At 69.7% G+C, this 21,289-nt stretch carries 18 protein-coding genes; 13 read left to right on the top strand and 5 right to left on the bottom strand.

The genetic code is table 11. The features are described 5' to 3' along the window. Positions 1-2,499, bottom strand: a 2,499-nt coding sequence (locus QHF83_RS49970; RefSeq protein WP_348980539.1) for a hypothetical protein, incomplete at its 3' end; no start/stop codon positions are given. A 247-nt stretch (positions 2,500-2,746) separates the two neighbouring features. After that, positions 2,747-2,977, bottom strand: coding sequence for a hypothetical protein (locus QHF83_RS49965; protein WP_282425256.1), 231 nt, complete (start codon positions 2,975-2,977; stop codon positions 2,747-2,749). Between the two features lie 36 nt (positions 2,978-3,013). Here QHF83_RS49965 and QHF83_RS49960 point away from each other — a divergent pair, with 36 nt between their 5' ends. The 6 genes from QHF83_RS49960 (at position 3,014) to QHF83_RS49935 (ending at position 10,111) form a co-directional block, all read left to right on the top strand. Further along, complete coding sequence (locus tag QHF83_RS49960) at positions 3,014-3,637, top strand: AraC family transcriptional regulator (RefSeq protein ID WP_282425255.1); 624 nt, start codon at positions 3,014-3,016, stop codon at positions 3,635-3,637. Between the two features lie 46 nt (positions 3,638-3,683). After that, a complete protein-coding gene (locus QHF83_RS49955; protein WP_282425254.1) occupies positions 3,684-4,661 on the top strand; it encodes a hypothetical protein in 978 nt (325 codons plus the stop codon). Then, positions 4,658-5,764 carry a hypothetical protein gene (locus tag QHF83_RS49950; RefSeq protein ID WP_282425253.1) on the top strand — a complete coding sequence of 369 codons (1,107 nt, stop codon included), beginning with the start codon at positions 4,658-4,660 and terminating at the stop codon, positions 5,762-5,764. The genes QHF83_RS49955 and QHF83_RS49950 overlap by 4 nt, the downstream gene beginning before the upstream one ends. A gap of 467 nt (positions 5,765-6,231) precedes the next feature. Then, a complete protein-coding gene (locus tag QHF83_RS49945; protein WP_282425252.1) occupies positions 6,232-7,446 on the top strand; it encodes an FAD-dependent monooxygenase in 1,215 nt (404 codons plus the stop codon). Positions 7,447-7,518: 72 nt separating this feature from the next. Continuing rightward, positions 7,519-8,604: a DUF4419 domain-containing protein gene (locus QHF83_RS49940; RefSeq protein ID WP_282425251.1), complete on the top strand. Its 1,086-nt coding sequence runs from the start codon at positions 7,519-7,521 to the stop codon at positions 8,602-8,604. Between the two features lie 205 nt (positions 8,605-8,809). Continuing rightward, positions 8,810-10,111, top strand: a complete 1,302-nt coding sequence (locus QHF83_RS49935) for an ADP-ribosylglycohydrolase family protein (RefSeq protein ID WP_282425250.1) — start codon at positions 8,810-8,812, stop codon at positions 10,109-10,111. A 3-nt stretch (positions 10,112-10,114) separates the two neighbouring features. Here QHF83_RS49935 and QHF83_RS49930 read toward each other — a convergent pair whose 3' ends face one another. After that, the gene (locus QHF83_RS49930; RefSeq protein WP_282425249.1) at positions 10,115-11,215 is read right to left on the bottom strand and encodes a DUF3089 domain-containing protein; all 1,101 of its coding nucleotides are present in this window, start codon (positions 11,213-11,215) and stop codon (positions 10,115-10,117) included. Between the two features lie 102 nt (positions 11,216-11,317). On the opposite strand from QHF83_RS49930, the gene QHF83_RS49925 reads away from it, so the two are divergent. Further along, complete coding sequence (locus tag QHF83_RS49925) at positions 11,318-12,028, top strand: hypothetical protein (RefSeq protein ID WP_282425248.1); 711 nt, start codon at positions 11,318-11,320, stop codon at positions 12,026-12,028. 1 nt (position 12,029) lies between these two features. Here the strand turns inward: QHF83_RS49925 and QHF83_RS49920 are convergent, their stop codons facing one another. Both QHF83_RS49920 and QHF83_RS49915 read right to left on the bottom strand, forming a co-directional pair. Further along, positions 12,030-12,800: a methyltransferase domain-containing protein gene (locus QHF83_RS49920; RefSeq protein WP_282425247.1), complete on the bottom strand. Its 771-nt coding sequence runs from the start codon at positions 12,798-12,800 to the stop codon at positions 12,030-12,032. A gap of 13 nt (positions 12,801-12,813) precedes the next feature. Then, entirely contained in the window at positions 12,814-13,596 is a 783-nt protein-coding gene (locus QHF83_RS49915; protein ID WP_282425246.1) for an SDR family oxidoreductase, read from the bottom strand. 140 nt (positions 13,597-13,736) lie between these two features. Here QHF83_RS49915 and QHF83_RS49910 point away from each other — a divergent pair, with 140 nt between their 5' ends. The 6 genes from QHF83_RS49910 (at position 13,737) to QHF83_RS49885 (ending at position 21,064) form a co-directional block, all read left to right on the top strand. Continuing rightward, a complete protein-coding gene (locus QHF83_RS49910; RefSeq protein ID WP_282425245.1) occupies positions 13,737-14,228 on the top strand; it encodes a cupin domain-containing protein in 492 nt (163 codons plus the stop codon). A 44-nt stretch (positions 14,229-14,272) separates the two neighbouring features. Beyond that, a complete protein-coding gene (locus QHF83_RS49905) occupies positions 14,273-15,085 on the top strand; it encodes a YceI family protein (protein WP_282425244.1) in 813 nt (270 codons plus the stop codon). A gap of 4 nt (positions 15,086-15,089) precedes the next feature. Continuing rightward, complete coding sequence (locus QHF83_RS49900; protein ID WP_348980538.1) at positions 15,090-15,485, top strand: PAAR domain-containing protein; 396 nt, start codon at positions 15,090-15,092, stop codon at positions 15,483-15,485. Between the two features lie 123 nt (positions 15,486-15,608). Further along, a complete protein-coding gene (locus QHF83_RS49895) occupies positions 15,609-16,661 on the top strand; it encodes an N-acetylmuramidase domain-containing protein (protein ID WP_282425242.1) in 1,053 nt (350 codons plus the stop codon). A 21-nt stretch (positions 16,662-16,682) separates the two neighbouring features. Beyond that, complete coding sequence (locus tag QHF83_RS49890) at positions 16,683-18,944, top strand: DUF2169 domain-containing protein (protein ID WP_282425241.1); 2,262 nt, start codon at positions 16,683-16,685, stop codon at positions 18,942-18,944. Between the two features lie 50 nt (positions 18,945-18,994). Then, on the top strand, positions 18,995-21,064 hold the full coding sequence (locus QHF83_RS49885; RefSeq protein WP_282425240.1) for a serine/threonine-protein kinase: 2,070 nt from the start codon (positions 18,995-18,997) through the stop codon (positions 21,062-21,064). Positions 21,065-21,289 lie beyond the last annotated feature (225 nt).

Below are 21,289 nucleotides of genomic sequence, written 5' to 3'. Positions count from 1 at the left end.
GCCACCGCTGCCGCCTGCGCCACCGCTGCCGCCTGCGCCGCCGCTGCCGCCTGCGCCACCGCTGCCGCCTGCGCCACCGCTGCCGCCTGCGCCGCCGCTGCCGCCTGCGCCGCCGCTCCCGCAGTTCGGCTGGGTGGCGCCCGACTTACAAGCGCCGAGCTCGCACGAATCGCCATCCGTGCACGCATCGCCATCATCACACGCAGTCCCATCCGGCACAGCGGCATCGGCAGGACAATTCACCGCCGCGCCGTCGCAACTCTCCGCAACGTCGCAAGCACCCGCAGACGCCCTGCACTCGGTCCCCGCCGCTACCTTCGTGTCCACCGGACAAGCATCCGACGTACCGTTGCAACTCTCCGCAACGTCGCAAGCACCCGCAGATGCCCTGCACTCAGTCCCCGCCGCGACCTTCGTATCCACCGGACAAGCATCCGACGTACCGTTGCAACTCTCCGCAACGTCGCAAGCACCCGCAGACGCCCTGCATTCGGTCCCTTGCGCAACCTTCCCGTCCGCGGGGCACGCCGTCGCGACGCCGTCACAGCTCTCCGCCACGTCGCAGGCACCACCCGACGCCCGGCACTCGGTGCCCATCACGAGCGGGCTGCACGTCCCGTCCATGGCAGCGCCCGCCGCCGCGCTGCAGGCCTGGCAGTCGCTTCCGACACCGCCGCCGCACGCGCTGTCGCAGCACACCCCGTCGACGCAGAAGCCGCTCGCGCACGCGGCGCCCGAGGCGCAGGGCGAGCCGTTGCCCACCGTCAAGACGAACACGTAGGCAGAGCCCTTGTTGTCGTCGAAGTGAGCCCCCACGAGCGCCGTGTTCCCCGACAGCGCGACCGAACAACCAAATTCGTCGTCCGCCACCCCGTCGCTCGCCACGAGCTTCGGCTGCTGCGTCCAGGCGCCGCCGGCGCGCACGAACACGTAGACAGAGCCCTTGTCGCCGTCGTCCCGATACGCCCCCACGAGCGCCGTGTCCCCCAAGACCGTGACCGAATACCCAAAGGCGTCGGACGCCACCCCATCGCTCGCCAGGAGCTTGGCCTCTTGGGTCCAGGCGCTGCCGCTGCGCACGAATACATAAGCAGAGCCGGAGTCGGTCCCCTTGTCGTCGTCCCGATACGCCCCCACGAGCGCCGTGTCCCCCGACAGCGCGACCGAATAACCGAACAGGTCGTTCGCCGCGCCATCACTCGCCAAGAGCTTCGCCTCCTGGGTCCAGGCGCCGCCGCTGCGCACGAACACATAAGCAGAGCCGGCGTCGGTCCCCTTGTCGTCGTCCCAGTAGCTCCCCACGAGCGCCGTGTCCCCCGACAGCGCGACCGAAACGCCGAATTGGTCGTTCGCCGCGCCATCACTCGCCCCGAGCTTCGCCTGCTGGGTCCAGGTGCTTCCGCTCCGCACGAACACGTAGGCGGCGCCGGAGTTGACCCCTTTGTCGTCGTCGTACAAGGCCCCCACGAGCGCCGTGTCCCCCGACACCGCGACCGAAATGGCGAACCAGTCATCCGGCGCTCCATCACTCGCCAGGAGCTTCGCCTGCTGCGTCCAGGTGCTTCCGCTCCGCACGAAGACGTAGGCGGAACCCGAGTCGGTTCCCTTGTCGTCGTCGAGCCCGGCGCCCACGAGCGCCGTGTCCCCGGACAGCGCGACCGAGGTGCCGAATTGGTCGCCCGCCGCCCCGTCGCTCGGCACGAACTTCGCCTGCTGGGTCCACGCGCTGCCATTGCGCACGAACACGTAGGCGGAACCGGAGCCTTGCCCCTTGTCGTCGTCGAGCGGGGCGCCCACGAGCGCCGTGTCCCCCGACAGCGCGACCCGAATGCCGAAGCGGTCGGACGACGCCCCATCACTCGCCAGGAGCTTCGCCTGCTGGACCCCGATCAGCGGATCGATTTCCACCGGATATACCGCCCCCTCGTCGTCGACGTGCAGCGCAATCCGCCCCGCCTCCACCGACATCCACGCCGGCAGCGTTTTGCCCTCCGCGTCCTTCGCGAAGAGATCCGTATACGAGAGCGCCACCCGGCCCTCGACGGTAGCGAGCCGGATCGCCTCGCCGCGCCCGTCGCCGTCCGCGTCCTCGAGCTCCGCGCGTAGGTCGCCGCCGAGCTCCAGCGCCACCACCTTCGTCCCCGCACAACGGGGCGCGTGTTCGAGGACGAACCCCTGTTCGAGCCCGAGCGGGCCATTGAGGTACCACGCGGAGATCTCGGGATGCTCGTATGCAATACGATTCCCCACAGCCTTCGGCAGGGCCGCGGAGACCGGCATCTCCGCCCCCTCGCAGCCGAGCGCCGCCGTGCGCATTTCGAGCGACCAGGGCTCCTCCAAGGACGCGAGCACCAAGCCCGCGCTGGAGAGCGTCGTCACGAAGCCCGACGCCTCGTTCTCCGCCTCGACGAGCTCCGGCCCGATCCACCTCGCGCCATAGGCCTCCGAGGCGCCCGACTGCACGGCATGAATGTAGGCCGCGCGGAGATCCTTCGGCATCTCGGTCGACGATGCAGGCGCCGACGACGCCGAAGGCTCGGACGGGGGATCTGGAATGGAATCGGAGCCGCACGAAGCGGCCACCGAAAGGAGGGCCCCGGCGGCCATGGGCCGGAGCCAAGAATGGGGGGACACGGCGAATTGCGACATGCGCGCACCACTACGGCCACTCGAAGAGCACGTCAAGCGGCGTCCGCGTGTCATGCATCCGCGAGTATGCGATGCTCCAGGACATGCGGCGCGCGCCTCAGCCCCCCCTCCCCACGTTCTCCCGCTGGACGAGCTCGGCGCCGGCGGCTTGCCTTTGCGTGTCGTTCGCATCCCAGGGCAAAAGCGGCCCACGCTGCCGCGCGGGCCGCTCGTCTCGACCTTCTTCATGGTTTTCGTGCTGACGGCGGGAAGGGGGCGAGGCCGTCATCTGGAGGAGGTCGATCTCCATGCCGGGGATATCCACATCGTCCCCGCGGGCGTGGAGCACCAGCCCCTCGATATCGGCGACCTGGAGGGATGGCTCGTGGGCTTCGATCCGACGCTGCTCCGCTCTCCGAAGCGGCTGCCGGGACGACCACGAATCGGAGGAGATGCGAAGGACGCGCCGGTGCGCAGCCTCTTTCTCCGGGGACTGCTCCGGCTGCGACCCGGAGAGCCCCGGCGGCAGCGAATCGAGCGCCTGGTGGCCGAAATGGATGCCGAGCTGCGAGAGGCCCAGTGGGGCGCGGAGAACGCCGCGCTCGCGTTGTTTACCCTCCTCATCACGGAATTCATGCGCGAGATGCAGGAGCACGCGCCGCTGGCGCCGCCGATGCTCAGCGGGCTCGTGCACGATGCGCTCGGCTTCATCGAGGCGCACTGCCTGGAGCCCCTCTCGCTGCAGGACGTCGCGGCGGCGGTCGGGCGCACGCCTTCGCACCTGGCCAATACGATCCGCCAGGAGACGGGGCTGACGGTGGGCGACTGGCTGCGCGTGCATCGCATGGCCGAGGCGCGGCGGCGGCTCCTCGAAACGGACGCGAGCATCGAGAGCATCGCAGATCAGGTGGGCTATGCCGACGTCACCCATTTCATCCGCACCTTCCGGCGCGCCCAGGGAATGACCCCCCGGGCCTTTCGCGAGCGGCGCCGCCACCCCGGGGCCTGAAGGGCCCCTTGCGCCCCGGTGCGCGATGTGGGCAGATCCGGCCAGCATGTCGAGATCGCCGAGCCATACGACCCGAGCTGCCCCCAGCGCGCTGCCCATGCTGCTCGGCGCAGCCGCGCTCGCGCTCGCGGGATGTGGGCTCGCCCCGCCGCGCGCGACGCAGGCGCCCACGCCGCCCCCGTTCGCGCCTCGGTGGGAGGACCCGCCCTCGCGCCAGCTCGAGCTCGGGCAACCAGCGCAAGGAGATACCCGCTCCCCCGATCTCCGCATCACCGGTTGGCGTGCCTGCAAGCACGCCGGGTACTGGGCGCTCGACCATGTCTACGGCTTCGAAGTCGGCGAGACCGCGAGTTATCGCTTCACCCTCTCACCGCAGTTTCACGGCGTCGTACAGGTCCTGGAGAAGCATCCGTCCGAGCCCCGTTACTTTCTCATTGGCTGCGAGCGCGCCGGACGCGGGGCACGCGCGGAGGTCGCTCTCCCGCTCGGGCCGGGGCTTTACTGGGTCGTGGTCGACGGATACCAGCGCGGCGAGGCGGGGCCTTACGAGCTGCGCGTCGAGCGTGACACCTCGGCCACCGCCAAGCTGCGGCCCGAGGACGAGGATCAGGTGAGCGCGCTCTGCGAAAGGGCGCCGTTGCTCACGGCCGGCGAACGCGCCCATGGTCGATTCGAATCCACGCCGGGCGGCGCGCGCGCCTCGTGCGGCCTGGTAGGCAGCGAAGTGGTGTACCGCTTGTCTCTCGCGTCGCCTCGGCGCATGCGCGTGCGCGCCTCGGCGCATTTCCGCCCGGTGCTGGAGATCCGCAGCGGATGCCACGCCGCCGCGACCACATGCGCGCGCGCGCCCGCGGGGGAGCACGACGTCGAAATCGTCCAGGAACTCGGCGCGGGAGACCATTTCGTCGTGCTCGATGGCATGCAGATCGAGCCACGTAGCGGCGTCGACTTCGAGCCAAAGGCGTACGAGCGCCCGCTCTTGCAGGGGGCGTACATCATCGATACGGAGGAGGTCCCGCGATGAGCGGCTCGGCGCAAGCGATGCGGTGGCTCGGTGCCGTGGTTTGCCTGGGAGCGCTGAGCGGCTGCGCGCACGCTTCGTCGGTGGGCGGCCGCCATGACGACTGTGATCCGAGCGCGATGCCCTCCCTGGGACACGATCCCGCGCCGTTCCGATACACGTGGGGCGAACAGGCCGGGCGCCGTGTCTTTCGGTTCGAGCGCGAGCCATCCGGCACGACGGAGGTGCTGCGCTCGGTGTTCAGCCATTGTTGCAACGAAGGTATCGTGCTCGCGGTCGGCGATCGAGGCACCGCGCTCGTCCGGCATCCGCAAGGGGGATGGTTGCACGAGGAGACCGGGACCCGGGAGAACCTGTATGCCATCGGGCGCTCATGCCCGGACTATGCACACTGCACCACCCACATCGCGGTCGGCGCGCGTGGTACGGCGCTGATCCGGGAGCAAAACGGCACGTGGCGCGCCGAGCAGACCGGCGTCAGCGAAGACCTATTCGCCGTCGTTCACCCCGAGCGCGGCTCGGGAAGGACGCTCGCGGTCGGTGCGGGAGGTGTCATCGTGGCGCGCTCTCCGACGGGCACGTGGCACCGGGTGCAATCCCACACGACCGCGGACCTTTACGGTGTTGGTCTTTGCGCCAATCACCTGTATGCCGTCGGTGCAGGCGGCACGATCCTCGATTGCCGGTGGGACGGGAAGGACGTGTGCATCCCTCAGCTTCCCGTCGTCACCGCGGATTTACGCATGCTCGCCGGTGTGGTGTCCGGGGGCGGCGTCCGGCTCACGCCCGAAGTGCCCGTACGAGGCGTGCCCTGGGCGCCCCTTTGGGCCATCCGGCAGCGCGTCGCCGACGACATCCACGCCGCTGCGGTCGACCCGTTCTATCGCAACCCCGTTCCCCGCATCGAGGTCGGCGAGGGCGGAATCGTGCGGATGAACATCTTCGGTGGTGAGGTTCACGATTCCGTTCGACTGAGCCTTCCCTTCGGTGTGACGCTGCGAGGCGTCACGATGTTGATGTCCGACGGCTTCATCGTTGGTGATCGCGGCACCATCGTCCACCTGGCGGTGGATGGCGTTCCAAAGGAGTGCATCGTCACGCTTTGAGCCGGGAGTACAGCCCCCGCATCAGCCGGTTGCACACCCTCCCACGACCGAAATCGTAAGACGATTCACATCCAACCCTCCCTCCCACGACCGGAACCGATACGCGTTGGCCTTCCGGCCCTCCCTCCCACGACCGGAACCGCAACGCGTTGGCCTTCCGGCCCTCCCTCCCACGACCGGAACCGATACGCGTTGGCCTTCCGGTCCTCCCTCCCACGACCGGAACCGATACGCGTTGGCCTTCCGGTCCTCCCTCCCACGACCGGAACCGCAACGCGTTGGCCTTCCGGCCCTCCCTCCCACGATTCCGTCATGAGCCCGGCGCCCTCCGCGGACAGGACAGCGCTCCGGACATGGTGAGACAAAACACATCAAGGATCCCCTCCATCCGACCCCAATCCAGGCCGATTTCCGCCCCAAGCCACGCTCTGCCGACGGGCGCCGTCGATCGCTAGTGTCAAAGCATCATGACGACCTCAGCGACCCCCGGGCGCCGCGTTTTGATCGTTGGACTTGGCATCAGCGGAATCGCCACGGCCCTGCGGCTGCACAGGGCCGGCTGGGAGCCCGTGATCATCGAGCGGGCCCCCGAGCGCCGGAAAGGCGGCTATTTCATTGGCCTCTTCGGCACGGGCCAGGCGTCCGCCAAGCGGCTCGGCGTGCTCGAGGCCATCGGCAACCGCGCACCCCCGCAAAGCGTGGCCTACGAGGTGGACCGGGGCAATCGTCGTAGGAAGGGCCTGAACTTCGCCGACGTGCCCGGCGAGCCGCGCGTGGTGATGCGCGGCGACATCGAGAATGCGTTGTTCTCCGCGCTGCCGGAGGGGGTGGAGATCCGCTTCTCGACGGTCCCGACCAGGATCGAGCAGGGAGATCGCGGCGTCGAGGTCACAACGACCCATACGAAGACCGGCGCGACCGTGACCGAGCGTTTCGACCTCCTGGTGGGCGCCGACGGAATGCGCTCGACGGTGCGAAACCTCGTCTTCGGCCCGCCCGAGGACTTCCTCTACCCGCTCAATTACATGATCGGAGCGGCCATCCTGAGGAAACCCGTCAGCGGCTACAACCCGCACGACGGGCTGATCATGGCCGAGGCCGGGCGGTCCGTGTGGATATTCCCCTTCGTGAACCACAACCCCGGCGTGCTGTTCTCCTACCGCGTGGACGACGTCGATGCGCAGTTCCGAAGGCCCCGCATCGATTCGCTGCGCAAGGCATACGGGCCGAAACCGGCAGGACCCCTGCTGAACCAGCTCTTCGACGATTTCGCGAGTGCCGACGAGTATCTGTTCGACTCGGTCAACCAGGTTCGCATGAATCGCTGGCACAAGGGGCGGGTCGTGCTGGTCGGCGACGCCGCATGGTGCTTGACGCTGTATTCAGGGATGGGCGCTTCGACCGGCCTCGCCGGGAGTGAGCTCTTGGGCAACATGCTGGAGAAATACCCTGACGACATCGGGCGCGCGCTCGTCGCCTGGGAGGAAAAGCTGCGCCCGTTCATCGTGGACCTGCAGGCCGACGGGCTGAAAGGGAGGGCGTTCTTCACCCCGTCCGGGGAAGCTCAGCGGATCGTACGCGCGGCGCTCCTCCGCCTCGCCGGCTCGCCCGTCACGCGCCCGATCTTCCAAAGATTGATGGGCAATATGCAACTGAAAATGCGCGACATCGTCGTGCAGTAGGTCCCGGTTTCGATCGAACGCGCCTCCGCTCCCGCTCCCGCCTCCTCTTCTGATACAATCACCGGACGCACCATGGCGCCCGGCATCACCTTCCGCGTCCACGACGTCGCCCCCCGACGAGAGCCCCTCCCGCCGGTCGACCCTCGCCGCGTGCGTGTACGGCAGCACGGGCCCGAGCTCCTCGCCCAAAGCGAAAAGGAGCCCTCCGCGATCATCCCCTTCCCGTGCAGACATCCTCTCGTCGGGGCCGTGTATCTCGCCTACAGCAGGCATTACCCACTCGTCCTGTCGCCCGACGCCGTCTGGATCACCCTCGCCCAGGGGCTCGCGCGTCACATCAAGCTGAACGCCGAATCCATGCGGAGTGATCTCGTCCGCCACCAGGGCAAGAAGGACCTCGTGGTCGGCACCTTGCACGAAGGCACGCAGGACCCGGATTTCTGGCCCGGTGTCGTCGAGAACCTCACCGCGCAGATTCGCCAGCATGCCGCCCCGGAGCTCACCGATCTCATTCTGCTCACGCGGGCGGACGGTCGGGTCGAACATCTCGAGATCATCGCGGGGTTGAACGGGGTCACGCAGGACGCGGAGACCTTCGCGGTGCGTCCGAGGATCGGGTGGAGGGTGTACGGAGAGCCGTCCATCGCCAAACACATGCGGCTGACAGGTCACGAATTGCGGCCGCCGCGGCCCGACGCGGAGATCTGGGAGCGCCTGCTGGACCGTGTGGGAGATCAGGACGGGTTCGAATCGCTGTACCAAATCACGGACGGGGTGGATCTCCACGTGCGCGACGGACGCGCGACCTACCGTATTCGGCCCCTCGCCGAGCTCGAGACGATCTCGATCGTGAGGCTCGATCTCCTCCGCGAGCTCGAGGCCAGCATCGCGCACATGCGCGCGACCACGTTCGCGGACTACGACGTGAGCGCAGCGACGCGTCGGAGCAAGACGACACAACAATGGACGCGCTTTTGCGATTTGCCGGACGGCTCCTTTCTGGCCGTCCGCGACGACGCCCCGGAGATCGCGCACCTGACCGAAGCGATGTGCGTCGCGCCCACCGAGCCGCCGCGCATCGTCGCTCGCTCGCTGTTCGAGGCCCTCGAGCGAGCGCTCGCCGGAGGACCCACGCCGTGGTTCGAGGGCCGAGAATGAGGCCCTGACGCCTTCGCCCCACCGAATCCTGGCCGCCCTCCGGGAACTCCACGGTGCGAGGCGGAAAAAAGGAAGACCGCGAAGGAAACGGTGAAGGTGTGCGGAAGCGAAAAAACCGCCGGGCGCGCCATCCGAAGACTTTTCACACGACCTGTACCGAGGGACCAGCCTCGACGGGGTCCCCCGCTTGCAATGAGCCGACGGGGTGCACTCCCTGCGTACACGTCGCGTCGGCGCCTTCCTCGTCCTTTCTGCGCTCGCGGGCCTCGCGAGCTGCGGCAGTCGCGAGCGAGGCCGCGCGGGGGCCGATATCGCGGAGCGCCGGGAATCCCTGGCGGCGCCCGCCGCCGCGAGGTCGATCCACCTCGATCGCGCCGCGTATGCCGAGCGTCTGCGGGCCATGTGGATCGGCGAATGCCTCGCGAACTGGACCGGGCTCCGGACCGAAGGCGTCCGCATCACGCGCCCGTTTTTCACCGACGACGACTGGGGAAAACCGCTCGGCCGGGACGGGGCGCGGATCGATTTCGTCTTCCTCGATCCCTGGCAGGCCGACGACGACACCGACATCGAATACGTCTACCTGCACCTCATGACCGAGGCGCGCAGCGTCCACCTCTCGCCCGCGCAGATCCGCGACGGATGGCGCGCGCACGTGAACGATTTCATCTGGGTGTCGAACCGGAGAGCACGGGATCTCATGGAACGCGGCGTCGTCCCGCCTGAAACGAGCGATCCGGCACGGAATCCCGACGCCCTGCAGATCGACGCGCAGCTCACGACCGAACTTTTTGGCGCCCTCGCGCCCGGCATGCCCGATCTCGCCTTGCGAATCGCGGATCTCCCCATCCGCACCACCGCCCGCGATCACGCGGCGCACGCGGCGCAGTTCCACGTCCTCTTGTTCTCCCTCGCCGCCACCGTCGATCCGGACAAGCCGAGGCGCGAGGAGATCGTGCGGATGGTCCGCGAGGCCAGGCAATACATCCCGGACACCTCGAAGACCGCCGATGTCATCGATTTCGTGCTCTCCGCGTATCTCGCGGCGAACGACAAGCGCGATTGGGAGAGCACGCGCGACGCCATCGCGCGGCGTTATCAGGACGAGGCCTTGCTGCATGGCTTCGTGTATCGGGGCTTCACGGAGTCCGCGATCAACCTGGCCACGGGCCTGCTCGCCCTCCTGTTCGGCGAGGGAAACTTCGCGCGCACCGTGCAGATCGGCACCCTGTCCGGGTGGGACTCCGACAACGGCACGGCGACCATGGGCGCCCTCGTCGCGCTCATCGGAGGTCTCCCCGAGCTCCGCGCCGCGTTCCCGGACGAACGTCTCTCCGACCGTTACCGCATTTACCGCACCCGCCCCACCCTGCCCGACCGCCTGCCCGACGATCCCGACGCCGAGGATACGTTCACGGACATCGCGCGGCGCATGGTCGTTCTGGTGGATCTGGCCGTGAAAGAAGGGGGCGGCGAGGTGACACCCACCGGATGGAAAATTCCCTGACGCTCAGGGCGAGGCGTGCGCCGCCTGGAACGCCTCGACGCGGCGGACGGCGTTTTTCCGTAGGTTCACGTAATAGAGCTGGTACTCGATGGGATGGTAATTGTCGGGGCCCATCGTCCAGAGCAGGAGCCCGCTCGCGAAATCGCGCGCCGGCATGCTCCCGATTTGCGAGATCCACATGTTGCCGTCCTCCCGGCATGCGGCGTCGGCGAACGCCGGGAGGACCGCGGGCGGCTCCGCGTCGAAGAAAAGCGCGCCCTGGTTCTGCGACGCCGGCGCGGCCGCCCCGTCGGTCTTCCAGGTGAGAGGATTGACGCAGATGCGCGTGGCCGAGGGGGCGTCCTTGAACTCCAGATCGTTGCGCTCGTAGCGAGGACCGCGCGCATTCCAGCCGACGACGCAGCCCCATTGCTCCTCGGACGCGCAGACCGGGATGTCCTCGCCGATCGTCTGCCGGCTGATCGGGCCCCCGATCAAGTACGCCGCGACGAGGTGTTTTCCGATGGGTTTGCCCCAGATCTTTTCCCGGAGCAGGCGCGCGGCGAGCACGGTGCCCTGGCTATGGGACGCGAGGAGGAACGGGCGCCCCTCGCCGCGTCGTTCGAGGAACGACGCGAATGCGGCGGCGACGTCGCCATACGCGAGATCGATGGCGCGCTCACCATCCGGGCTCGGATGCACGAAGGCCTTGCCGCTCGCCTGACGATACCGGGGCGCGTAGACGGCGCAGCAGGCATTGAACGCGCTCGCCTGGATGAGCGTCGCGCCGCGGGCCGTCGCCTTCACGACCGCGGGGTCGTCGAAGGGCATGTTCCACTGATTCCCCACGATCGTGGTCGGATGGACGTAAAAGACGTCCGCCTTGGCGACGCCGGGGCCGAGGGCCGGGAGCTCGGGCAAGGAGACGTCCGCGTCGTCCTCGACGGTGGGGAGCGCGGCCCAGGCGGAGGGCTCGGCATAGTTCGGCGCGGCAGGCGCGGCGCTCGACTCGAACGGGCCAGGGTCGAGAGCGACGTAGAGCCACCGATCGAGCGTGAGGAACGCGATGACGAGGGAAACGGCGCCGAGGAGCGCCACGACCAAGAGGACCCTTCGCCATCGCACATTTGCCCTCCGCATACGTCCCTCCGGCGCGGTGAAACAGGGACACAGGACGCGTATTCCCCACCGGTTGCGAAAGCATCCCTCGTGTGGGAGGACACGGTCATGGTCGAAGCGACCGGCGACCCCTGGGAGATCTACGACGCGGCGTTGCCCTTCGCGGGTGCGACGTACAAGTTCGGCCCGCAGCGCGTCCGCATGGCGGTCGTCGGGCTCGGCGGCGGCGCGCTCCTCGTGGTGAGCCCGGGTACCGACCTCAGCGAGGCGCACTGGGAACGTCTCTCCCGCTGGGGCACGCCGCGCTTCCTCCTCGCGCCGAACCATTTCCACCACGCCGGGCTCGCCGCCTGGAAGGCGCGTTTTCCCGACGCGAAGGTCGTGGCGCATCCGCGCGCCCAGGCCCTCCTGCGCATCAAACGCCGCGGCATCCCGATCGAGGACCTCTCCCTCCTCGAAGCGGCGCTGCCCGATGGGATCCGGGTCTTCTCGCCCCCGATGGCGAAGCAGGGCGAGACGTGGGTGTCGGTGAAGACGAACGAGGGCGCGGCCTGGTTCGTGACGGACGGCATCCTCAACGAGGAGCGGCTGCCGCGGGGCCTGCTGGGGCTCTTCCTCCGGGTGGCCGGCTTCCGGCCCGGGCTCATGACGAACCCCTTCTTCAAGCGGTTCTTCCTCGAGGACAAGGCCGCGTACAAGGCATGGGTGCGCGCCGAGCTCGACCGGGATCGGCCGGTCCTCTTCGTTCCGTCGCACGGCGCGCCGCTGCGCGGAGCGGATGTGGGGGAGCGTCTCCGGGCCGCGACCGACGCGGCGTGATCTACGGCTCGCGCGAGGCCGGCTTGAGCAGCGTGTAGAAGCCGAACCCCAGCGTGTCGCGGCCCCAGGTCACGTACGCGTCGTGCCAGGCGCGGATGCGGGCGGCCATCGCGGGGACGTCCGGGTCGGCCGGGTTCGCGTCGACGTACCGCTCGATCGCCGCGCAGTAGCGGCCCTCGTACTCGTCCCACTCGTCATCACTCGCGCACGCGGCCCCGAGCACGCGGAAGCCCGCCTCCCGGGCGACGCGGGTGTTGCCGGCGTGCGTGGTCATCTCGTCCTCGGTCGCGCCGCCGAGCGCTTCGAGGTAGCCGGGATCGGGCCGGCGTCGCCAGAACCCGTCGCCGAACAGAGCCACGCCGCCCGGGACGAGGCGCGCATGCGCCCAGCGCAAGGCCTCGGCGAACGTGCCGATCGCCTGGCTCGAACCCATGCAGACGATCGCGTCGAAGCGCGCCGCATCCCCCACCGCCTCGGCGAGCGGCTGATCCACGAAACGCACACGCGCATCGACGCCGCGCCGCGCGGCCTCCGCCCGTGCCGAGGCGATGAACGCCGCGTTGAGATCGACGCCGAGCCCCGACACGGCGGAGCGCTCCACGAGATCGAGCAAGAACCCCGCGCGACCACAGCCGATGTCGAGCACCTCGGCGCCTTCGCGGAGCGCGAGCCCGTCGATCAGCCGCGCGGACTTCTCGGGCGAGAGCGGGGAGAGGTACCGGTGCGTCGCGTGGGCGATCGTCGTGAACTTGAGTCGGTCGGGAGCGGTCATGGCTTCGGCTTCTCTACCCTTGGTCGAGGTCTACCGGCTGCGCGCGCTCCGGGCCCATCGCCGAATACCCGCCGTCGACCCGCAGATCGGTGCCCGTCATGAAGCTCGCCGCGTCGGAGAGCAGGAACGCGACCGCCTCGGCGACCTCGCTCGGATCGGCGATGCGCCCGAGCAGGTGAAAGTCCTTCGCCACGACCTCGATCTTGGCGCGGTCGTCGTTCGTCATCTGCTTCATCGGGTTGCTCCACGTCCACGCGGGCGAGATCGAGTTGACGCGGATGCCCTCGGGCGCGAGGTCCATCGCCTGGCTGCGCGTGAGCTGCTGGATCGCGGCCTTCGTGGCGGGATAAACCCATCGCCCGATCTGGGCGACGCTCCCCGAGAGCGAGCTGAAGTTCACGATCGCTCCCTTCGTCCGGGCGAGGTGCGGCCGCGCCGCTTGCATCAGCATGACGGAGCCGACGAGGTTCACGTCGAACGCGCGCAGCCAGTCGGCCCGGCTCGTCGCGGCGCCGTGGTCCAGGTACGTGCACGCCAGGTTGACCAGGAAATCTAGCCTTTCGTAACGTGACACGACGCCGCTCACGAGCGCCGCGATGTCCTCGTCGCGTGTTACGTCGGTTCGGACGAACGACGCCGCCTCGCCGATCCGCAGGGCCGCTGCGGCGCCGCCTTCCTCGTCGATGTCGGCGATCACCACGCGCGCGCCGTACGACACGAGCGCCTGCGCGCACGCCTCGCCGATGAGCGTCGCGCCGCCCGAGACGATCGCGACCTTGCCGGCCAAACCCTTCATCGAAGTCTCCTCCGCGCGGCCGTGCCGCGCCCACCTGTGTGAAGCGTCTACCACGTCGACGCCTCTTCCTGATGCGGCTTGCGCTCTTCGCATCCTCCGCCGACAATCGGCGCGCTCACGCCTTTCGCCTCGGAGGCACCATGACGACGAAGCCCGAAAGCAAGGACAAGGTCTATCAATCCGCTGACTTCGACAAGACGCCGCCGCGCCCGCGCGTCGTCATGCCGGACAAGCTGATCCACCGCCAGGTCGAGGGCGACGGGCAACGCGACGAGTACTCCAAGGAGCGCAAGCACCCGGTCTTCTTCGTCGATCTGCCCTCGAAGTGCATCAGCATGACGATCGGCCACCTCGACCCGGGGCAGTCCTCGAACCGGCACCGCCACACCTACGAGACGATCCTCTACGTCCTCGAAGGCGAAGGCTACTCGGTCGTCCACGATCAGAAGATCGAGTGGAAGACGGGCGACGCCGTCTACATCCCGGTCTGGGCGTGGCACAACCACGTCAACACGAGCACGACGGGCATCGCCCGCTACCTCGCGTGCGAGAACGCGCCGATCCTCCAGAACCTCGGCGGCGTCGCGCTCCGCGAGGAGCTGCCCGAGAAGGGCATGAAAGACCCCGCGTGAAAGCCCCTCCCCACGCCGGCCCACCCGCGTAGTACGCTGGCCAGATGCCACGCGTACGCCTCCTCTTCCACCGCTGTCTTCCTGTCCTCGCGTTCGTCGTCGCCACGACCGGCTGCTCGAAGGACGAGCCGAACCCGAACGCCGCCCCCGTCTCCTCGTCGCTCGCCCCCGCGAAGCCGAAGACCGACGCGGGCAAACCGTACGCGGTCGAAGCCCAAGGCGCGAAGGTGAACTTCACGATGGATGCGCCCATCGAGAAGATCTTCGGCGAGGCGGACGGCTCGATCGAAGGGGAGCTCTTCATCGATCCGGAGGACGTGACGCGCTCCACGGGGCTCGTGAAGATCGACCTCGACAAGCTCGTGATCTACCAGCAGAAGCGCGCCGACGAGAAGGCGGAGTTCGGCGAGCGCACGAAGAGCGATCTACAGAACGAGCACGCGCGCAACTGGCTCGGGATCGGCAAGGACGTCCCCGAGGCCGATCGGACGAAGCACCGCTACATCGAGTTCAAGCTCTCGAAGATCGAGACGGCGGGCGCGAAGAGCGTCGCGGGCCTCTCGGGCCCCGAGCGCACGATGAAGCTCGACGTGACGGGCGATTTCCGGCTGCACGAGCGCACGGTGCAGAAGAAGGCGGAGCTCGAGGTCACGTTCGTGATGGAGGGCGACAAGGTGGCCGCGGTCCGCGTGAAGTCGACGAAGCCGATCGGCGTGAACCTCGAGGAGCACGACGTGCGCCCGCGCGACACGCTCGGCGCGATCCTGCAGAAGACCGCCGACGAGCTGGCGACGCTCGGCAAGAAGGTCTCGAAGGACGCGATGGTGTCGTTCGACCTCCAGGCCAAGCCGAAGTGACGTGATGGGCGCGCCGGGAGCAAAGCGGGGGGATCGCATCGTGGGTGTGGATACGCACGTCCTCGTCGTGCCCTCGCCCGGCGGGCCCGTGCCCACGCCGACACCGATGCCGTTCGGGGGAACGCTCGCAAAGGACCTCGCGTCGAGCGTCTTCCTCGAAGATCAGCCCGCCGCGATGGTGGGCTCGGGGGCCTCGAACACGCCTCCCCACGTGCCCGCGGCCGGCCCTTTCCAGAAGACGCCTTCGAACGAGGGGGCCGTGGAGCGGGGCAGCGGCTCGGTCTTCATCGAGGACCGCCCCGCCGCCCGCGCGGGAGACCCGGCGACGACCTGTAATGACCCCGCCGATGCGCCGAACGGCGTGGTGGTCGGCGGCGGCACGGTGCTGATCGGGGACTAGCGCGACACGCGCGCGGACGGGCGTTGGTTCGCGCGCGAGGCTGTGATATCCGTCTTGTGCGTCCGAGCGAAGGCTTCCCTCTCGTGCGAGAGCGCGCTCCCTCGGCGGAAGAACAGGGTCGCGATGAGCTACGTCGTCAAATCGGGGGATACGCTCGGTGCGATCGCCAGCCGTAACAACACGACGGTGCAGGCGATCATGGCGCAGAACCCGCAGATCACGAATCCGAACGCGATCTCCGTGGGCCAGAAGATCACGCTCCCGGGCAGCGGAGGCGGCGGCGCCATCCCCTCCCCCGCGTCGCCAAGCACGTACACCGTGCGCTCGGGCGACACGCTGGGCGCGATCGCGAACCGGAACGGCACGACGGTCGACGAGATCATGCGGGCCAATCCGCAGATCAAGAACCCGAACCAGATCTCGCCGGGCCAGCAGATCAAGCTGCCGGGGCAATCGAACGGTGGCGGAACGCCGCAGCCGCAGCCGAAGCCGCAACAGCCGCAGCAACAGCAGCCGCAGCCGCAAACCCCGGCGGAAGGCGGGAGTTCGTCGCTCGGCACGCCGCCCGCGACGGGTCCGTGGGAGCTGCCCGTGCGAGGACCCGCGCGCAGGCTCGGCGCCGGCGACTTCGACGCCGCCGCGCGCGAGCTTCAGTGCGAGGCGGCCGCGGTGCGCGCCGTGGCCGAGGTCGAATCCGGCGGACGAACCGGCTTCGACGATCAGAAGCGCCCGAAGATCCTCTTCGAGATCCACCACTTCAAGCGCCTCACGGGAGGCCGCTACGATCGCAGCCACCCGCACCTGTCGGCGCCGTACAAGAGCCCGCTCCGGCGCGCGAGCTACAAGAAGGACCAGTGGGCCGTGATCCGCGAGGCTTTCGCGCTCGATCCGGACGCTGCGGTGAAGAGCGCCTCCTGGGGCATGTTCCAGGTGATGGGCTTCAACCACGTGGACGTCGGCTGGAGCAGCGTCCGGCAGTTCGTCTACGACATGTACGAGTCCGAGGCGCAGCACATGCGCGCCTTCCTCGGCTTCTGCCGCAAGAACAACCTCGTGCGCCACATCCGCAACAAGAACTGGGCGTCGTTCGCGCTCGGTTACAACGGCGAAGACTACGCCTCGAACAACTACCACACGAAGATGGCGAACGCCTACGCGCGCTACAGCCGGGGCTAGTCGAAGGCGCCACTTCGCCACATGGATATCGTCTCGTATTGCCCGCTCCGGGTCGCCGCGCGGCCGTTCGTCACGGCCGAGCGCAGGCACGCGCTGCTCGTCGTCTGCAAAGCGACGTACCTGCTCACCCCGGGCACCTCGGTCCTCCACGAGTCTCAGGAGGACATCAACGACGAGGACAACTTCTGGGACGACGATCCGCGGCTGAGCGTCTATTCGCCCTGCGATCTCGTGCCCCACAAGCGCGGCGCCGACGTGGTGCTCGTGGGTCACGCGTTCGCGCCGAACGACGTGCCCGTGCGATCGATCCTCACGCGCCTCTGCGTGGGCGAGCTCGACAAGGCGATCGAGGTCTTCGGCGATCGGCACGTGACGCCGTCGGGAGAGCTGCGCGAAGGCCCGCGCGTGACGCGGGTTCGCCTGCGCTACGAGCGCGCCGCGGGCGGGCCCGGGACGACGAACCCGGTGGGCATGCGGCACGATCAGAAGGACACGTTCGGCGCGATCAAGCTGCCGAACCTGCAGCCGCCGGGGCGGCACGTGATGGGGCCTTCGGATCTCGTGGAGCCCATCGGATACGGCCCGATCGCGGCGTCATGGCCTACCCGCGAGGCGCGCCTCGGTCACCTCGCCGGGCGGTTTTCCCTCGCGCGCTGGCACGAGGCGCCGCTGCCCGAGGGGCTCGATCCGCTGTTCTTCAACGTCGCGCCGCACGACCAAGAGATCCCGGAGATCCGCCCGGACGAACGCATCGTGCTCGAAGGTCTGCACCACGAGCACGCGCGGCTCGTGACGAACCTGCCGGGGCTGCGGCCCGAGGTCGTGATGGAGCGAGCGCCTGGCCGCCGCGAGGAGATCACGCTGACGGCCGACACGTTGTGGTTCGACACGACGCGCGGCATCTGCACGCTGGTCTGGCGCGGGCGCGCGGCGCTCGTGCATCCGGCCGAGGCCGGGCGCGTGATGGTCACGATGGTGGGCCCGGGCTGGGCGAGCTCGCGCGCGGCGCTCGTGTTGCAGGAGCTGCACGACATCACGATCGCGCCCGACGATCCCGATGGTTCGGTCACGAGCGCAGCGTCCGTGCCGTCGCGGCCGCACCCGATCATGCCCTTCACGATGAACGCGGCGCACGCGCCGCCGCCGCGCGAGTCGGGCGTGTTCCCGATGGATCCGGATTTCGATGACGAGGTGACGTTCGTCGGTCTGGACACGCCGGCCGCCGATCCGCTTCCGTTCGCGCGCCCGCGCACGCAAGCACCGCCCGCGCCCCCGGCCGCCCCGTCGCCGCTGCCGTTCGCGCCGCCGCCGCCTCCCGCGCCCGTGCCTTTCCAGGCGCGGGATCTGCCGTTCTTCTCGCCGCTCGCGCCTCCCCCGGTTCCGCCGCCGCCGGAGCCGGCGCGCGTGCGGCCTCCCTCGCGGCACGATCTACCGTTCGTCGCGCCACCGCTCCCGCCCGCCCCGCCTGTCGCGCCTCCCGCGCCGCCCACGCCGCCGGCCATCGTGCCGCGCCTCGGCATCGCGCCGCTGGGAACGCCTCCGCTCATCGCGCCTGCGCCGGTGCCGCCCGCGCCCGTCGCGCCTGCGCCCGTCGCGTCTGCGCATGGTGGGGGGCTCCGGTCGGCCCACGAGGTGGGCCTTCCTCTGCCCCCCACACCCCCCGCGCCCGTCCCTCCGCCGGTCGACCTGGACGAACCCGAACCGGAGACCGTCGACGCCCCCGCGATGATCGGCCCGCTGGCGACCGCGGAGATGGCCGCGCGCGCGGCCCCGCCGCCGCTCCCTCCGCCGCCCGAGCCGCTGCCCCCGGATCCGCCCGCGGCCGAGGCTCCGAAAGCCCCGGCCGCGCCCGCGCTCCCGCTCGACGACTACCCCATCGAGCGATGTGCGAAGATCACCGCGTCGATCGCGCGCCGCCGTGACGAACGCGCCGAGATCCTGGAAGCCGAAGAGCTCGACCTCGCCCGCTTCACGGACCTCGAGCGGCACTGGGCCGAGGCCATCCGCGCCGAGTCCGAGCGCGGCAAGACGCGCCTGCTCCGGGCCTTCGACGCCGCCTACGTCGCGCGCCTCGAAGAAGAGCGGGGCCCCATCACGCCGGCCGAGTACGCGCGCCTGGTCGTCGCCTCCGAGCGCGGCCACGCCGAGCGCACCCTGGCCGAGCTCGGCTTGCCGCGTGCGTCCATGCTCCGCATCGAGCGCGAGATGCTCGCGCGCACGGCCGCGGATCCGTCCCTCGGCGAGCGAATCCGCCACGCGATCGGAGCCGAGCGAGCCGACTGAGGTCCCGCCCTCAGGGCCCGCGGAGCACTCCGTTCGTCGAGGTCTCGCCCATGCAACGCGATCCGGTGTACGCTTGCCCCGCGAGCTCGTTCGTCGGCTCGTGGATCGGCCGCATGTCCGCACCTCCCAGGCCCAGCTCCCCGGCGGTAGCTCCCGCCGCTCCGGCGCCTCTGCGCGCTTCGAGCAGCGGGGCGCCCGCGCCCGCCGAGCCTGCCGCGGCAGCGCCCGAGGCCGAGTGGGAGGTCGAGCTCGGCGCGACGCTCGCAGGCGGATTCGCCGCGCCTCCCGTCCCGGAGCCACCGCCCGCTGCCGCGCCTGCCGCCGCTGCTGCGCCTGCGCCCGCGCCCGCTGCCCCCACCTCGAACCCCCCGCCTCTGCCGAGCCCGAGCCGCACGTCGGCCCCGGCGCTGCCTTTCATCGCGCCGCCGCCTCCGCCGCCGCCCGCGGCCGTCGCGAGCGGGCGGATCTCATCACCGGGCGGGGTCGCGCCGAGCATGAGCGGCGAGCTCCGTCGCTCGTCGTCGCCGAGTTTTCCCGGGTCCCCGCCGCAAAGCCCGGACGCGATGCGCCGCTCGGGTTCGGGTTTGCCCGCGGTCGTCCCGCCTGGGCACGATCTGCGTCGCTCCTCCTCGGGCCTCGTCGCCGTCACGCCGAACATGCTGGAGCCGCAGCGCCGCTCGTCGCCGGGCCTCGGCCCGCAAGCCGACGGCGTCTCCACGCCCGTCGCCTATGCGCCCGGCGACCTCATCGGCGGCAAGTACCAGCTGCAGCGCGTGCTCGGTCAGGGCGGCATGGGCGCCGTGTGGGTCGCGCGAAACCTGAGCCTCGACGCGGACATCGCGCTCAAGCTCATCCGCCGCGATCGCGCCACCGAAGAGGCCGCCGCGCGCCTGCTCACGGAGGCGCGCGCCGCCGCGAAGCTCGGCCATCCCGGCATCGTGCGCGTCTTCGATTTCGGACAAACCGAGGTCGGCGATCCCTACCTCGTGATGGAGCTGCTCACGGGCGAGTCGCTGTCCGGCATCCTCGCGCGCAAGAAGCGGCTCGATCCGGGCGTCGCGCTCCAGACGCTCCTGCCCGTCGCCGCCGCGCTCGCGGCCGCGCACCTGAAGGGCATCGTTCACCGAGATCTCAAGCCCGACAACGTCATGCTCACGACGGACGAGTCGGGGAAGATCGTGCCCAAGCTGCTCGATTTCGGCATCGCGCGCGTGCTGCGCGACGACGTCGAGCGGCACGTGACGATCGCAGGTGAGGTCCTCGGAAGCCCCGACTACATGTCCCCCGAGCAGGCCCGCGGCGAGGCGAACATCGATCACCGCACCGACGTCTGGACCTACTCGGTCTTGCTCTACGAGACGATCACCGGCCGCCGTCCGTTCGACGCGCCGAACTACAACGCGCTCATCGCGGCGATCGTGGCGAACACGCCGATGCCCACGCACGCCTACGGCACGGGCGACGCCGCGCTCTGGGCGATCATCGAGCGAGGTCTCGCCAAGGAGCGCGGGACGCGCTGGCAGTCGCTGCGCGACATGGGCGTCGCGCTCGCGGGCTGGGCGCTCGAGCGCGGAATCCAGCAGGACATCTCGGGTTTGTCTCTCCAGAGCGAGTGGCTCGCCCCGAAGATGCGACGCCTGCTCACGGTGCAGCCGGCGGACGTCGCAGGCTTCGCCGCCGCGCGCGCCGCCGCGATGGCCACCGCGCCGCCCGTCGCGCCGCCGCCCGTCACGCCTTCCGCGCCGGCCCTCGCGCTGCCAGGCATCGTGCGCGACGCGAACGACGCCGCAGAGCGGAAGAACATGCGCGGCAGCTCGAACCGTAAGGTGCTGTTCGCCATCGGCGCGCTCGTGGCGCTCGTCGCAGCGTTCTTCGTGGTGCGCGCGCTCCTCCCGAATCCCACGACGCCGACAGGCGTGCCCGCCGCGCAGACCGAGGCGCAACCCGCGCCGCTCCCCGCACCGACGCCAGCGCCGACGCCCTCGTCCACGACCGTCGCGCCGGACGTGCCCGAGGCGCGGCCCACCGCGACCGCGACGACGAAGACGACACCCGCGCCCATGCGCACGACGCAGACGCAGAAGAAAGCGCCTCCCGTCCCGAAGAACATCCAGTTCTGAGGAGGGTGCTCCACGGCGTCGCGCCGGGGTTTCACCCCGGACCCGACCAGGGGTTGTCCACCCCTGGACCCGGACCAGCGCAAGCGCTGGACCCGGGGCGACAGCGCGCGATGCGCGCTGTCGACAGGGAAGACGTTCCTAGCAAGTAGGGCAGCGCTGCTGTCTTGATTGGCTACGGCGCTCGTGGTCTTGCCACAGCCTGTTCGATGAACTGCGCATCGCGCA

The sequence above is a fragment of the Polyangium sp. 15x6 genome, assembly GCF_029960785.1.
Lineage (GTDB): Bacteria > Myxococcota_A > Polyangia > Polyangiales > Polyangiaceae > Polyangium.
Note: the sequence above shows the minus strand (reverse complement) of the source record. Positions and strands in the feature narration are given on the sequence as shown.

Excerpts from the sequence above, each read along its gene's own strand:
- QHF83_RS49955 (WP_282425254.1), top strand. The coding sequence starts at position 3,684 with ATGTCGAGATCGCCGAGCCATACGACCCGAGCTGCCCCCAGCGCGCTG.
- QHF83_RS49950 (WP_282425253.1), top strand. The coding sequence starts at position 4,658 with ATGAGCGGCTCGGCGCAAGCGATGCGGTGGCTCGGTGCCGTGGTTTGC.
- QHF83_RS49945 (WP_282425252.1), top strand. The coding sequence starts at position 6,232 with ATGACGACCTCAGCGACCCCCGGGCGCCGCGTTTTGATCGTTGGACTT.
- QHF83_RS49940 (WP_282425251.1), top strand. The coding sequence starts at position 7,519 with ATGGCGCCCGGCATCACCTTCCGCGTCCACGACGTCGCCCCCCGACGA.
- QHF83_RS49925 (WP_282425248.1), top strand. The coding sequence starts at position 11,318 with ATGGTCGAAGCGACCGGCGACCCCTGGGAGATCTACGACGCGGCGTTG.
- QHF83_RS49920 (WP_282425247.1), bottom strand. The coding sequence starts at position 12,800 with ATGACCGCTCCCGACCGACTCAAGTTCACGACGATCGCCCACGCGACG.
- QHF83_RS49915 (WP_282425246.1), bottom strand. The coding sequence starts at position 13,596 with ATGAAGGGTTTGGCCGGCAAGGTCGCGATCGTCTCGGGCGGCGCGACG.
- QHF83_RS49910 (WP_282425245.1), top strand. The coding sequence starts at position 13,737 with ATGACGACGAAGCCCGAAAGCAAGGACAAGGTCTATCAATCCGCTGAC.
- QHF83_RS49905 (WP_282425244.1), top strand. The coding sequence starts at position 14,273 with ATGCCACGCGTACGCCTCCTCTTCCACCGCTGTCTTCCTGTCCTCGCG.
- QHF83_RS49900 (WP_348980538.1), top strand. The coding sequence starts at position 15,090 with ATGGGCGCGCCGGGAGCAAAGCGGGGGGATCGCATCGTGGGTGTGGAT.
- QHF83_RS49895 (WP_282425242.1), top strand. The coding sequence starts at position 15,609 with ATGAGCTACGTCGTCAAATCGGGGGATACGCTCGGTGCGATCGCCAGC.
- QHF83_RS49890 (WP_282425241.1), top strand. The coding sequence starts at position 16,683 with ATGGATATCGTCTCGTATTGCCCGCTCCGGGTCGCCGCGCGGCCGTTC.
- QHF83_RS49885 (WP_282425240.1), top strand. The coding sequence starts at position 18,995 with ATGCAACGCGATCCGGTGTACGCTTGCCCCGCGAGCTCGTTCGTCGGC.